Genomic DNA, 14,986 nt, shown 5'->3' on the forward strand with positions numbered 1-14,986 from the left:
TTTCATCTGCTAGTCTAAAGATAGAAAACGACCATAAAAAAGGAGGTTCCACCATGACACAAGAATGGTTTGAAAGTGCCGATCTTGAGAAGAAATCACCTCAGACGAAATCGGAAAACCAGCCCAGCGAGCCTGAGACTTCAGAAACTGTGGAAACTGAACCACAAGTAAGCGAAGAAACTTCTGTCTCACCTAAAGAGATGGAAACCCATGAGGAGGAAACTCCCGAAATGATTGAGGAAGCCCAAACCGAGGAAGAGGGAGAAGGGAAAGCTGAAGAGGAACACAAGCAAGAAAACCCTGCAAAAGAGAAAAGTATCCTCAGCAAGGCTTTAGAAAGCCCCTATATCCCAGATATTGACCCTCGTAAAACAGCCAGATTCAAAGAAGAAATCGCACTATTTTGGACTTGGCTACTGGATGCTATCCAAGAACCAACTGCCAGCAAGGCTACGGACCAAAAGCATCGTTATAGTGTCTTCGGCCTGCTCACCCTGCTGTCCTCGTTCAACCTTTTCTTTAGTATCTATCATATCAAGCGCCTCTACTATGGCTATATGATTTCTATGGCTATATGATTTCTATGGCTAATAGCTCTCCTAACCAGCTCCCACCTTTAGATCTATTTGCTGGACTTTCTATCTTGGTCGCTAGCGCTCTATTTTACTTTTCCATCATTTTGGGAGGCTTTACTGTCCGACGTGTACTGGACCAGGAGAGCGACTTCACTTTTCAAGAAGCTTTCGATCGTTACAGCAGACTCTTTGCTATCCCGCTTGTCCTAACAGCTCTAGCAAGTTTCTTTGCACTCTTTGGTGGCTTACGATTTGCTGGGATCCTCACTCTTCTAAGCATGGCCATCTTTGCCCTTGGCAATCTCTTTGTGATTAGCAAGCCAAGTAAGACCAGTAGCCTCGACCCATTTTATCGATTCTTGTTAGCTGTCTTACTTGATGGTGCTATTCTCTTGCCATTCTTCATTGCAGAGTTAGCGCTGACAGTTGACTACCTTCGCATCCTGACATTCTTTTAACCAAAATCCCTGCCATTTGTTAATGACAGGGATTTTTATACTTACTCTTTTTTAAACAAGGCCTACTAGATGGTTGCCAATCCTTCAAAGTCTTGTCCTAGGATGGCTTGTACTTCTAATTGATTAGCATCTATTTGCTGGTAAAATGCTGTTGGTAGTGACTCTAGGAATTTTTCATAATCCAAGCGAGCGATGGCTTCATAGTCTTCTGCTTTTGAGCCATTACCAGAAATCTTCACTAGATCAATCTCCCAAACAAGTTCCTTGCCTGCCAGCTGCTCGGTATAAGGAGCTGGTACAAAGGCTTCCTTTGGCAAAATCGTCTTGACTCCCTGGGCTAGGTGATAGATACCGTGTACCTTGCCTTGAGCGTCTGGGTAAAATTTCACACTGGCAAGATAGGCATCAGAGCCTTGAACCTTCTTGACCAGCTCTTCAAAACGTGCCAATCCATCCTCAGCCAAAAAGCTCTCGAGGTATTCCTTATTGAGATAGATAGGAGCCAAGAGCCCTTGGCAATAGACTAGACGAGTCGCTTTATCCGCTAGATAATGCTTGACCGTTTGTCGGAAATAAGCTTCAAACTCAAATCCTTCTAACCCTTCTACCACTTGCCCCAACTTGCCAGATAGGGCCTGGAGGAGAGTCTCTACAATCTCCCAGTCCGCTCTAGTAAGGAAATCTGGAATCACCACTTGATAGCCTTTTCGACTATCCGCATAGTACACCTTGAAAAGAAATTGCGACTGACCTACAATCCCACACTCGATATACTCGAGACGATTGAGGGGCTGACGGAGATAGACCGCATCATAACTGTGCGACTCCAAGCCCTCTACCAAGGCTAAGATGGACTTGGCAGTTAAGACCTCCTGTTGTCCTAGAATGCTTTCTTTATTTGGGATAAAAAATGTTTTCGCCATAACCGGCCTCCTTTGAAATCGTTTACATACAGTATACCCTATTTTCCTGAAAGATACAGAAACAAACTTTAGATTTTTAGATAAAAAGCATAGAAAAACAGCCCCTGAAGGCTGTTTGCTTTATACAGTAGCGACTTGATCCAAGCTTTCACCGATAGCTGCTAGGCGCTCGATCACTTCTGCTTGTGTCAATTCATTTTCTGAAACATAGCGGTTGCGAGGGTGAACACGACACTCGTGTGAGCATCCACGGAGGTACTTGTCTTCATTTTCTTCTGATGTTAGGATACGACGGTTACAGAAGGGATTCCCACAGTTGACATAACGTTCACATGGTGTTCCATCAAACCAGTCTTTTCCTACGATGGTTGGGTTGACATGGTTGACATCGACTGCGATACGCTCGTCAAAGACGTACATTTTCCCATCCCAAAGCTCGCCTTGGACTTCTGGGTCTTTACCGTAAGTTGCGATTCCTCCGTGCAATTGGCCGACATCTTTGTAGCCTTCACGAACCATCCAGCCTGAGAATTTCTCACAACGAACTCCACCTGTACAGTAAACCACGACACGTTTGTCCATGAATTTTTCCTTGTTGTCACGAACCCATTGTGGCAACTCACGGAAGTTGCGGATGTCTGGGCGAATAGCTCCACGGAAGTGTCCTAAGTCGTACTCATAATCGTTACGCGTGTCAAGGACAACTGTGTCTTCGTCAAGAAGGGCTTCTTTGAACTCTTTTGGAGACAAGTAAGCACCTGTTGTTTCAAGTGGGTTGATGTCGTTGTCAAAATCGTTGTCTTCCAAACCAAGGTGGACAATTTCTTTCTTGTAGCGAACAAACATCTTCTTGAAGGCTTGTTCATTCTCTTCGTCAATCTTGAACCAGAGGTCTTCCATACCTGGGAGGCTGTGAACATAGTCCATGTATTTTTGAGTTGTTTCGTAGTCACCTGAAACAGTCCCGTTAATTCCTTCATCAGCGACTAGGATACGGCCTTTGAGACCGATTGATTTACAGAAAGCCAGGTGATCTGCCGCAAATTGCTCTGCGTTTTCAATTGGAGTATAAAGGTAGTAAAGTAAGACACGAATATCTTTTGCCATAAGATTTGTTCTCTTTTCTATTCTTAAATTTTCAGAATTTTTCATTCAACCATACTAGTATACCCACTTGAGAAAACGAATGCAATTTATTTGACCGGAAATTATAGAAAGAAGCCTGTTCCTGCACTTCATCAGTAACCATAGCGAATCGCAGATAATTCTCTCAATTTTTTTATCTGCTCAGCTTGACTTTCTGACAGAATCAGCTTATTGTCAATCAATACACGCGCAAGATCAACATTCATTTGACTCAGGACAAATGGAGTAGAGATCCCACCGCCCTTCAGTTGACTCTTATAAACAGCTAACTGATTTTTCAAGGGAGCAAGTCGAGGCGCATCCTTTATATCTTCCAATAGATGATCTATAATAGCCATCGCTTCACAACGTCTTTCTCTACCTCCAGCAAACCATTTTAATGATGTCATTCTCATTTTCCTCCTGAAATACTTGAAAAACTATAATCCCTAACTCTCATGCTGATATTTTACCCAAACACCCGATGTAAAAAAGTCAGCAAAAATGGTAATGTCGCTACGATATTATTAATAACATGCACCGCATAGGATGGATAAATGCTCTTGGTATAACGGGTCAAACCAGCAAAGATGATTCCAAATGTTACAAAGACGAAAACATCTAGCAGACTAGGCAGGTTTGAAAAATGAGGGAGAGCAAATAAAATAGACGGAAGGATCAAATCAAGACCAAATCTCGAATCTTTAAAGAAGGCATGTTGAAGTAATCCTCTATAGAGCAACTCTTCCATCAATGGTCCCAGAAAGAACAAGGTTATATAGAGACCTAGCTCGGCAAAGTTAGTCCCACTATAACCGATCAATACGGCCCAACCTTCAGCAGTTGACTGAACGTGTTTAGCTGTTTGAATATTAAAAAATATATGAGCTACCGCTACTAGGGCTGTTAGGATTGAATACCAGAGCCATTTGTTTCTCGAAACGCGAAAGAGATAGCCATGGCCTGTCTTAACAAGAATCCCAATCATAACTCCACTAAATAGCAAACTCAAGATATTTCGAATCCAGAAGAAATTTCCTATCTGAGAAGAAAATTGCCAATAGTTTTGGACGATAAGAGTCAGCTGAGAAAGACCAAATACGAAAAATAGGTAAGAGAAGACACCACTCATTTTAAAAAGAAGACGATACCTTTTCATGATAGACCTCCTGTAGATATATGTGTATCCCATCACCTCAACTCTCAGAATTGCTACTTTCATCTTTGCATCCTAAAAATCACTACCTCCCCTAGAGAACTAAGGAAGGCAGTGATCACATTTTTAGGAATTAGGAATGAATACACGAAATCAATCGATCTTATGATTTTTTGTTTTTCAAGAATTCGTCGTATTGTTTTTGCATTTCGTTCAATACTTTTTCGTAGGCACCTTCAGATTTCAATTTTTCCATCAATTCTGGGATTGCTTTATCTGGGTCTACAGTACCAGTGTTGATAGCTGTATCGAATTGTTGCATTGTGTTAGAGATTGCTGAGATTTCATCTTTCACACTGTCAGTGTTAAAGATGAATCCAAGTGCTGGAGATTCCTTAGCTTCTGCCAATTGTTTCTTAGAATCTGCAATTTGTTGGTCTGTAACGTTTTCGTTGATGTAAAGGATCCAGTTGTTACCAGTGTTCCAACCTGACATGTGAGTGTTTCCTTTGTATCCATCAAGGACGCGGACACGGTTTTCTTTACCTTCAACTTTTTCCCAGTTCTTGCCTTCTGGACCGTAAACAAGACCGTTCAAGAGTTCTGGGTTTGTGTTCAAGAGATTCAACACTTCCATTGATTTTTCTTTGTTCTTAGAGTTGTTTGAGATGACAAAGTTAGCAACTTGTGTTGTTTGGTTTTTCTTGATAAAGTTAGTGATTGGTTTGATTTGGATATCTTTGTTTGCAACACGTGAGAGCAAGCTGTTACCGTAGTCAGCTGGTCCTACTGTTTCTTCACGAACGAACCAAGTATCTTGTTGAAGGTCAAATGAAGTGTCGCTTGTTGCTACGTCTTTTGGAATGTATCCTGCTTCATAGAATTTGTGAAGAGTCTTCAAGTGTTCTTTGAAACGAGGCACTTCGTAACGGTTTACAATCTTAGTAGTGTCTCCTTCAAGGTCGATAACGAATGGAAGTCCGTTTGGTACTGGGTAGTCAAAGTTATCAGATGGGATGAAGTTCTTCGTAACCGCAAATGGTACTACGTCTGGAGCTTTTTCTTTGATTTGTTTCAAGACTGGTTCAAGTGTTTCGTATGAAGTGACACCTGAAATGTCGATGCCATATTTGGCAAGAAGAGCGCCGTTGAAGGCAAAGTTTTGAGATGATGCAACGTTAGCTGCAACTGGAACAGCATAGATTTTACCGTTTACAGTGTTCCCTTTGATGTAAGCTGGGTCAAGTGCTTTGTAAAGCTCTGCTCCTTCTTTCTTGTACAATTCTGTCAAGTCAGCGTAAGCACCTTTTTGAGCATTTACAACATAGTTATCTGCAAAGGCGATATCGTAGTTTTCACCTGATGATGTGATAACTGACATTTTCTTGCCATAGTCACCCCATCCAAGGTATTGGATATCCAATTTAGCACCAACTTTTTCTTCGATGATTTTGTTGGCATTTTCTAGCAATTCATCCAAGTTGTCTGGTTTGTCACCGATTTGGTACATTTTAAGAACAGGTTTGTCACCTGAAGCTGAGTCAGCAGCTTTTTTGTTGTTACCTGAAAGGTTTCCACAAGCGGCAAGGCTTGCAGCCAAAGCGACTACGCTAGCAGATGCAAAAGCATATTTTTTCCAGTTTTTCATGATAAAAACTCCTTTTTTTATTTTTAAACTTATAAACGATTTAATGATTTTTACTTCAACCACTAAGATGAAGTTGGGAAGGGAGAAACGGTGTTTCTCAGCAAGTGCTACTCTTTCACACCACCGATGGTCAAACCTTTTACAAAGTAGCGTTGGAAGAATGGATACAGAATCGCGATTGGAAGGGTTGCAACCACAACCATGGCCATACGACCTGTTTCTTTCGGTAGAGCAACTCCCAGTTGGCCAGATAGGCCGACTGCTTTTGCAATGTAGTCCATATTTTGCTGGATTTGCATGAGCAAATATTGCAATGGATACAAGTTGTCACTCTTGATGTAAAGAAGGGCGTTGAACCAGTCGTTCCAGAAACCAAGAGCTGTCAAAAGCGTGATAGTTGCGATACCTGGAAGTGACAATGGTAAACAGATCTGGAAGAAGATCCGTGCTTCACTGGCACCATCGATACGAGCAGATTCTAGAATGGCTTCTGGAATGGTCTTCTTGAAGAAGGAACGCATCAAGATGATGTTGAATGGTGAGAGAAGCATTGGAACAATCAAGGCCCAAACCGTATCACCAAGTTGAAGCAAACGAGTCACCACGATATAGCCTGGTACCAAACCAGCATTGAACAACATACTAAGAAGAGCAAAGATAGTAAAGAATCTGCGATACTTAAAGGTTGTCCGTGAAATGGCGTAGGCATAAGTGGTTGTAATGAAGACGTTGGTCACTGTTCCGACTACGGTTACAAAGACTGAGATAAAGAGCGCTTGGAGGATCTTATCTTTAAACTGAGCCAAGAACTCAAAACCATCTAACCCAAACTGTGATGGGAAAAAGCTATATCCATACTGGAGGATGCTCTTTTCATCTGTCACCGAAATGATGATAACGAAGATAAAGGGCAAGATACAAGAAAGAGCGATCAGACCAGAGATGATACTAAAGAAGATATCTGCTTTCTTACTGAAGGAGTGAATGCCGACATTATCGATTTTTTCTTTTTTAATTTTCTTTTCTGCCATATTCTCCTCCTTTCTAGAACAAAGCTGAGTTTGGATCGACTCGTCTTGCAAGCAAGTTTGATAGGATAACCAGAATCAAACCGACAACGGATTGGTAAAGACCGGCTGCTGAAGCCATACCGATATCTGCTGTCTGAGTCAAACCATTAAAGACATATACGTCCAAAACGTTGGTTACATTGTAAAGCTGACCAGCATTGTGTGGGATTTGATAGAAGAGACCAAAGTCTGCACGGAAGATATTTCCGACTGCAAGGATGGTCAAAACTGTTACAAGTGGAGTCAACTGAGGAATGGTTACGTTGCGAATGCGTTGCCACTTGCTAGCCCCGTCCACTGTTGCTGCTTCGTAGTAGGTTGGGTCAATTCCCATGATCGTCGCATAGTACATGACACTGCTATATCCAAAGCCTTTCCAAATACCTAGGAAAAGGAGAAGGTATGGCCAAATGCCTAAGTCAGCATAGAAGTTGACTTCCTTCATGCCAATGGATGTTAGGAAATGGTTGAAGACCCCTTTGTCAATGTTTAGGAAGGCATCTGTAAAGAAACTGATGATAACCCATGACAGGAAGTAAGGGAACAACATAGACGTTTGGAAAATCTTAACCATTCTCTTAGAGCGGAGCTCGCTGAGGATGATGGCAATCCCTACTGATACAATCAAACCGATAAAGATAAAGCCGAGATTGTAAAGAACGGTATTTCGAGTGATGATAAAGGCATCTTTTGAACTAAACAAGAATCTGAAATTATCTAACCCGACCCATTTACTATTCACAATACTATCTATGAAACCATTACTGGTCATATGGTAGTCTTTAAAGGCGACCACATTCCCAAATACTGGAATGTAAAAGAATAGAATCAACCAGAGAGCCCCTGGTAAAACCATCAAGAGAAAGATCCAGTTATCTCTCAAGGTCTTTGAAAACTTTTTCATAATTTCCTCCCTTTTTATTCCTAAAAACTGATTTCATCGAATTTTTAGGTTTGATAACGATTACATTATTAGTATACTCCTATTTGAAGGCTAGGTTAAACTACTAATTATAGAAAAAACTCCACAAATTATTTTATGTGGAGAAGTTTTTTATAAGAAATAGGTTTCACGAGAAACACTCTGACTCGGAAAAAAGACCTTTAAGTCGTATAAATCGTTGAAGCTGTCGCAATGGTATGCCACTGGTTGGCTGTTGTGGCTGTAAATCCCTTGTCTGCGTAGAAGTCAGTAAATGGTAGGATCTCGACTTCTAATTCTTCGATGCAGTCAATCTGATCAGACAGATAGGCTTCGATACGGCTTTCTGCTCGTTTGAACCGTTGCAAGAGTCCGCCCATACGGATATCAACCGTATCCAAACCAAAGACCTTATTTTCTTTCAGCCATTGGTGGCTAAAGAGGGCATGGAAGTGTTCAATCTCGTTTCTGAGTTTTGGTAATTCTTGTCTGGCGATTGCTTGCAGACTTTCTTTATCGTTTGTTTGGTAGGCCTGACGAATGCGTCGTCCCACATCGACTTTAGAACTTAAAATAGCATTCAACTGGGCCTGAGTTTCAAAGAGATAAGCATAGTTTCCAGCTTTTTCTTTGATTTCAGCAAGCGTCGCAGCTGCCTGAGCGAAGTGCGGTTTGTCCTGTTCAGGTGTCATGTGTCTATCAAGAATAGGGCAGAGAACATCCTGATAAAAGACATAGCGGTTGGGATTGATCCCGCTGAGATTGCCTGGCAAGTCTGGCAAGAGATTGGCAAGGTCAATCTGCATGAAGTCCTCAACTGATAGACCTGTATTGGTCTTGAAGTGAGCAGACAAACGGTCTAGGTTATCGCGGTAGCTAAGTTCTGCCCAGATTTGCAAGCTTGGCAGGATAGAAAATTGAGCTGTCTCACCACCATTGTCCCCCCAACCCGTCACGATGACTTCTTTTATCTGATTAGCACGACAGGCTTTGTTGGCCTCCATAGCGATGAGATGGCTGAAATGGTTGTGAGGCGTAAAACCGATCCACTTCCAAGCTCCACCTGCAAAGGCAAGGTCATGGCTAATCTTGTGATGATTGCGGAAATTACGGTTGTATTTTTCCTCGCTATCTTGGTAATAATCCCAGTAAACCAAGGTTACACGGTCTTTGAGACGGTCTAGATAGACACGCGTTTCCTTTGGAATCTCCACATCACGATCGTACTGGCCATCCGCTGACATAAGTTTGAAGAACATATCGCTCCACATCTGGCAGTGGAAACCATACTTGTCTGCAATATCCAGCACGCGCTCCAAGTGTTGACACATGAGGAGACTACGGTCTACAACGCCGTTCAAGATGAGGTAACGTCCCAAACCAACCAAATGGGCCTCGTCCATCCCGATATTGACCTTGCGAGTCTGCAGTTTAGATAGAGTGGCAAACATGCCATCAATCAGGTCATAAACCTTTTCTTCGCCGATAAGAAGAATGTCCTCTACATCACGGAGTTCTTGCACTTCCTTGACACCCCATTTGACAAAGGCTGACAAGTGGGCCAGGGTCTGGATACAGGGCACAAAGGTCATATCAAACTGCTGGGCATAGGCTTCGATTTCCTGCAACTCCTCTGCTGAATAGGCGCCACGGAAGTAACCAAAATAAGGCTGCCCCTCAATCTGGTAGGTGTCTTCCATGTAAAGCTCAAAGGTTGAGTAACCCATGAGAGCCAAGACCTCAATCATCTGCTTGGCAGAAGCCACATTCAGCACCGCATTTCGCGAACAGTCAGCCATGTAGGCCAACTCTTCATAAGCTGCCTGCTCCTCAATCGCTACTTTGTCAGCTTCTACTAGAGCTGTTGCCAACAAGGACAAGGCGCGGTAAAGTTGGTGAGGTTTGCGATAGGTTAGTTGATAGTGTCCACCTTGACCTATAATCGAGATAGACGTTTGGTCAGACTGAGCGACTGCAACTTCCACATCTGGTAAAGAGATATGTTTTGTCAGCAAGTCGATTGCCTGAGTTTGTTTGGGACTAAGTCCTGTAAATCTTACCACTGATTTTCCTCCTGTAGCCAGTTGACAAGGGCACCGTAGAGATTGGCATCTGCATGATAGGTGCAAGCTTGGATAACTGGTGCGACCGTGTATTCTTCGTAGGTTTCGACAAAGTTATCGACAGCCTTCTTGACACCTTGGATAAAGTCTGGATTTTGGCTGATAGAGCCACCCAGACTAATAACATCTGGATCAATCAGATACTGAATATTGAGCAAGCCTTGAGCCAGATTTCGATTCATGCGTTCAATAGCTTCTTGACAAAGAGCATTGCCAGCTGCGGCCTCTTGGTAAATCTTGCGACCGTCCCAATCAGTCTGACCAGATTTTTCAATGACGTAGCGAACCATGTTTCCTGTAGAGGCTAGTAGCGACCAGTTGTTGAGTTTTTCAGCTGGTTCAATAGTTGTCATGTAGCCAAACTCTCCTCCCAAGCCGTGTCGACCTCGGTGAAGCTTGCCATTGATAATCATGGCGCCGCCGATTCCTGTCCCAATCACGACACAGGCTGCATTTTCAATCTCTGGGTGAGCCAGCAGTTCACTAAGTCCAACACAGTTGGCATCATTTTCTAGATGGACAGGGAGTTGATGATGTGCAAGAGCTTCATACCAAGAAAAGCCATGGATGTAAGGCACAGCACTGATCCCCTCAATGACACCTGTTTCTTGATTGACCGCGCCTGGAACGCTCATGGCAATGCCACTATAATCTTGCTCTGACAAGCGTTGGTCTAGCCATGTCAGTAAATCTTCTAGGGTTTCTGGTGTCGGTGTACTTGTCTTATCTAGTATTTTTCCATCAGGAGTCAGACTGGCAAACTTAATCCCAGTCCCTCCGATATCAATGGTTGCAATGGTCATTGTTCTTTACCGTAAAAAGGGGCGAATCAGCAGTTAGCCCTTACTCTTTCGCCCCTCCTTTCTATCTCATAGTATTAGTTATCAAACACTTTAAAACTGTTAAATGTCTTCTTTTTTGATCAATTCTGTACGAATTTCTTGTGGTGCTAAGAGTCCTGAATGAACGGGATATGGTCGCTCAAGTAAGTCAAGAATGGTTTGTTGGTGTTCTGAAATGCGCACATTTTCTTGACTCATATTGTAGTAACGGAGGACATATCCTTCTTCATTTTCCGCCACTTTAAAGGCTGTTGGGCAAACTTGTGGTAAGCTGAGTGCCGCATGACTCAAGAGGCTACCAGTCGCAGCAACACTTCCTTCTTGTTTAGCAACTTGAAGACTAGTGAATGGGGTTTGGAAGGCTTTGGCACGACGGAAGGCTGAGAAGCGCTCCCCTGCTTGGTGGCATTCAAGCGCAAACTCGACTTCAAACTCACGCAAGCATTGAGCTTCTGGTGTTGGGAAGTAACCCCAGTCACCTAACTCACCTGAGGCACGAAGAATGGTCACGGCAATGGTATCGTCTCCAAGGATTTCATACTCGTGCAATCCTTTATTGGCCACCGTCACTCCTTTTTCATCATCATAAAGGCTGACAAAGGCTTGTTGGTGTTGTGGATTTTCAGGATTTTCCCAAGAAGCAGCTGGTTTGTTTGGTCGTGTCACCACTTCATAGATGCTTTCCGAATCATTGCTTGGACGTGTGTTATGAGTCTTAACCAAGAGACGGATACGGTGGTCCTTGGCTGTGTTAGTAAAGCGAGTCTTGAAGCGGATTTGTGGATTGTCAACAAAGACGGTCATCTCTGTTTCCAGAGGAAGGGTTGTCAATTCTTCTGAGCGCCCAGCTTCACGCGTCATAAACTCGATAATGCCTCTTTGTTCTGCATCCAGTTTTTCGTCTGCACTTACTGGAATTGTCAATTCATGCTTGAGCAAAATCTTGGCAAAACGAGCTGTATTTTCCAAGACTTCACAGCCTTTGAGTTCTGCGTAGATAGGCTCTGTTCCTTTTGGTTGGAAATAGATGTACTCATTTCCAATGTCACCACGGTCTTCAAAGCGAATAACATCTTCATAAGCTTCATGAGTTGTCTTGTCGTAGACCGTGATGTTTTCATCCACACTTACCGTTACAAATGGCGTATCAATCACTCCATTTTGGTAAATACCGTCACGGTGTTCTTGTTCTCCTTCAAGCAATTGGAAGGTTGTCCAAGAAAGTGGTGCCAGATGAACAGGGACTGTCACGCGCACTTGTCGAGCGATACGAGCTTGACGGAACTTGTCTTTTGGCAAATCATACTCAAAATTAGCTCCCAGATCTTCGATTTTCGCTTCTATAGCATGTCCTTCCAAGTCTTCGACACGGTAGCTTGGCAAGGTCAAGGCTGCCATCTTCTTATAGCCTTCTGTTGGGTGCAATTCTTTGAAATCACAAACCGCCACATCAATCACTGTGCTGACCGTATCAACCTTGTCGTGCAAGCCTGTGTTGATGACGGTAAAGAGATGGTCGCTTTGAGCTTCCTGTGTTGCAATTTTACCCTTCCACTCGTTGAGAAGGTTGGTTTTAACAAAATTTCCGACTTGGTTGACCTTGGCAAAACGTGTTTCCATCTCACGGTGAACTTCGTCAATACTACAGCCACAGATACTATCATGGGGCGCATTTTGTAGAAGGACTTTCCAAGCATAGGTCAACTGGTCCTTGTGGTTATGTCCTCCAGTGATGACAGTCAATGGTTCCACTACTTGCTCCAGCAGGTTGCTATTTTCTTGGAAAGCTTGTTTGAGGTAAATCCGTGAAGAAGAAGTGTTGGCAAGTGTGTACCAACCGTCTGTTTCTTGACTGGTCAACTCGCCTGTAACCGTTGATAGTTGCTCCGGCAGAGCACTTTCTACTGCGTGGATGTAGTCATCAAATGAACTATGCACAAAGGTCACATCTGGGAAGAGTTCATTTGCCACACGAATGGCCTCACTCAGATTTCGCTGTACAGGCTGGTGGTCACATCCATTCATCATCAACCATTGGTTGGTCGAAGCGTAGTCACGCACGTCTGCCAATTTTTGTTTCCAGAAGGTCAAGGCCTCGTCTTTATCAACTGGAATTTCATTCCCATTACTGTACCAGTTGGCAAAGAGAATACCGAGGACACGACTTCCGTCTGCACCCTGCCAGTACATTTCTGAAAACTGGGAAGTGAACTGCTCATCTTCGAGTACTTGGTTGTCAAATCCAATCGGCTTGACACCACGACCAAAAGCTGCCACGTGAATACCTGATTTTTGTAGGATTTGGGGAGCTTGTCCCATATTTCCAAAGGTATCTGGGAAGTAACCAATCTGAGTGGATCTGCCCCATTTTGCACATTCTGCTTGACCAATCAAGGTATTGCGGACGTTGGCTTCACTTGAAATCAAGTAGTCATCCTGCAAAATGTAAAAGGGACCAATTTTGAGTTTGCCTTCGTCAATGTAACGTTGGACTTTGTCGCGATTTTCAGGGCGAATCTCCAAGTAGTCATCCAGGACAATAGTTTGTCCATCCAAGTGGAAACTCTTGAACTCAGGGTCATTTTCAAAGAGATCAAAAAGATTGTCAAACAATTCCACCAGCTGCATCCGATGGCTTTCAAAAGGCAGATACCACTCACGGTCCCAGTGACTGTGAGAGATGATATGTACAACAACATTTTCCATGAGTAAAACCTCATTCTAACTTAAATTTTTATTTCTATCTAACTAAAGAACTGACTAGCGGATATCCAGGTAATCCAAAACTAACTCACAGAACATCATGTTGGCCCAAGAGAACCATTCACGTGAGTAAAGCGTTGGGTCATCCACGTGGAAGCTTTCGTGCATAACACCTGTCCCACCATCGCAGGCAACCAGCTGATCGAGCAAGAATTTCTTCTCTGCCTTATCTCTTGTTGTCAATCCTTGGATAGAGAGGGCAATCGGCCAAATATAGCGATAAAAGGTATGAGAACTTCCGAGACCACTAGCATATTCTCCTTGGTAGAAATATGGATTTTCAGGGCTTAGAATGGTGCGACGAGTTGCTTGATACACTTCGTCTTCAATGTCGCAATAGCCCAGATAAGGCGCCGCCAACAAACTTGGTACGTTTGGATCATCCATGATGCTAGCATTCCCTAGGCCATCCACTTCAAAGGCGTAAATCTTTTCACCCTTGCTGTTAGTGGTGTAGGCGTAATTTTCGATTCCTTCTTGAATCTCAGTCTGCAGACGTTTAGCGTCTACAATGATACTTGAGCTATCAGCTAGATCTAGTTCTGCAAAGATTTCTTGCACATAACCCAAGACGACTACGGCAAACATATTGGACGGAATCAAGTAACTATACTGACAGCAGTCATCACTCGGACGAAAAGCTGACCAGGTCATACCTGTCACTGCAAAATCAGGTCCAAAGCCATCATTTACTAAGGTGTCTTCCTTGCGGTCCGTATCCCTAACAAAACGATAAGGAGAGTTCTTGTGGTCTTGTTCCACTGTCCAAAGATGAAGAATTTCCTTGGTCGCTGCGACAAAAGTCTCATCAAACTGACTGGTCTCTCCAGTCTCTTTCCAAAGGAGATAAGCCAACTGCAAAGGATAGCAAAGCGAGTCCACCTCATACTTGCGTTCCCAAATCCAACCATTAAGGTCAGTGTGGTCAGTCTCGTGGTGGCCCTTCCAGTTTTCCTCAATGTTAAAGGAGTTGGCATAAGGATCCTTGAGCACCAAAGTCATCTGACGCTTGACCAAACCTGCAATGGTCTGACGCAAGAGAAGATCTTTTTTTGCTACATGCAGGTAGGGTCTAAGTTGTGCTGTCGAATCCCGAAGCCACATGGCAGGAATATCCCCAGTCAAGACAAAAGTTGAGCCATCTTCTAAGATTTCAACTGTATTGTCCAAGGTGTCTGTATAGCAACGCTCGAAGACATCTACCCACTCCGGATGGCCCTTAGCCCGCTCTGCTACTTCGTCCAGCCATTCTCTAACAATTTCTTTCGAATAAATCATCGTGCAGTTTCCTCTTTCAAACAAGTCTCATGTTCAGTATATAGTTTTTGAGACAGAAAATACATACACAAATGATAGTCATTTTTCTACAAAATTGCTTACT

Annotated in this window: 11 protein-coding genes and 1 pseudogene; 1 reads left to right on the forward strand and 11 read right to left on the reverse strand. The window is 43.2% G+C overall.

The window, feature by feature from the left end:
- Positions 1 to 53: 53 nt before the first annotated feature.
- Positions 54 to 1,033, forward strand: a pseudogene (locus tag K1I53_RS05750) (DUF6574 domain-containing protein).
- 65 nt (positions 1,034 to 1,098) lie between these two features.
- On the opposite strand, the gene K1I53_RS05755 reads toward K1I53_RS05750, so the two are convergent.
- The 11 genes from K1I53_RS05755 to K1I53_RS05805 all read right to left on the reverse strand — a co-directional run bounded on the left by K1I53_RS05755 (position 1,099) and on the right by K1I53_RS05805 (position 14,883).
- Complete coding sequence (locus K1I53_RS05755) at positions 1,099 to 1,956, reverse strand: DUF4299 family protein (RefSeq protein ID WP_223328703.1); 858 nt, start codon at positions 1,954 to 1,956, stop codon at positions 1,099 to 1,101.
- A gap of 120 nt (positions 1,957 to 2,076) precedes the next feature.
- Positions 2,077 to 3,063: an oxygen-dependent tRNA uridine(34) hydroxylase TrhO gene (trhO, locus tag K1I53_RS05760; RefSeq protein ID WP_001030012.1), complete on the reverse strand. Its 987-nt coding sequence runs from the start codon at positions 3,061 to 3,063 to the stop codon at positions 2,077 to 2,079.
- 131 nt (positions 3,064 to 3,194) lie between these two features.
- Positions 3,195 to 3,491, reverse strand: coding sequence for a bacteriocin immunity protein (locus tag K1I53_RS05765; protein WP_223328704.1), 297 nt, complete (start codon positions 3,489 to 3,491; stop codon positions 3,195 to 3,197).
- Positions 3,492 to 3,550: 59 nt separating this feature from the next.
- A complete protein-coding gene (locus K1I53_RS05770; protein WP_223328705.1) occupies positions 3,551 to 4,240 on the reverse strand; it encodes a CPBP family intramembrane glutamic endopeptidase in 690 nt (229 codons plus the stop codon).
- 160 nt (positions 4,241 to 4,400) lie between these two features.
- Positions 4,401 to 5,885, reverse strand: coding sequence for an ABC transporter substrate-binding protein (locus K1I53_RS05775; protein ID WP_223328706.1), 1,485 nt, complete (start codon positions 5,883 to 5,885; stop codon positions 4,401 to 4,403).
- A 107-nt stretch (positions 5,886 to 5,992) separates the two neighbouring features.
- A complete protein-coding gene (locus K1I53_RS05780; RefSeq protein ID WP_000818345.1) occupies positions 5,993 to 6,916 on the reverse strand; it encodes a carbohydrate ABC transporter permease in 924 nt (307 codons plus the stop codon).
- A gap of 13 nt (positions 6,917 to 6,929) precedes the next feature.
- A complete protein-coding gene (locus K1I53_RS05785) occupies positions 6,930 to 7,859 on the reverse strand; it encodes an ABC transporter permease (protein WP_000714584.1) in 930 nt (309 codons plus the stop codon).
- 200 nt (positions 7,860 to 8,059) lie between these two features.
- A complete protein-coding gene (locus K1I53_RS05790; protein WP_223328707.1) occupies positions 8,060 to 9,940 on the reverse strand; it encodes a beta-N-acetylhexosaminidase in 1,881 nt (626 codons plus the stop codon).
- Complete coding sequence (locus K1I53_RS05795; protein WP_223328708.1) at positions 9,934 to 10,803, reverse strand: ROK family protein; 870 nt, start codon at positions 10,801 to 10,803, stop codon at positions 9,934 to 9,936. Before K1I53_RS05795 ends, K1I53_RS05790 begins: the two co-directional genes overlap by 7 nt.
- Positions 10,804 to 10,902: 99 nt before the next feature.
- Positions 10,903 to 13,548: an alpha-mannosidase gene (locus K1I53_RS05800; RefSeq protein WP_223328709.1), complete on the reverse strand. Its 2,646-nt coding sequence runs from the start codon at positions 13,546 to 13,548 to the stop codon at positions 10,903 to 10,905.
- A 54-nt stretch (positions 13,549 to 13,602) separates the two neighbouring features.
- Positions 13,603 to 14,883 carry a glycoside hydrolase family 125 protein gene (locus K1I53_RS05805; RefSeq protein ID WP_223328710.1) on the reverse strand — a complete coding sequence of 427 codons (1,281 nt, stop codon included), beginning with the start codon at positions 14,881 to 14,883 and terminating at the stop codon, positions 13,603 to 13,605.
- Positions 14,884 to 14,986 lie beyond the last annotated feature (103 nt).

The sequence above is a fragment of the Streptococcus oralis genome, from assembly GCF_019929365.1.
Lineage (GTDB): Bacteria > Bacillota > Bacilli > Lactobacillales > Streptococcaceae > Streptococcus > Streptococcus oralis_BT.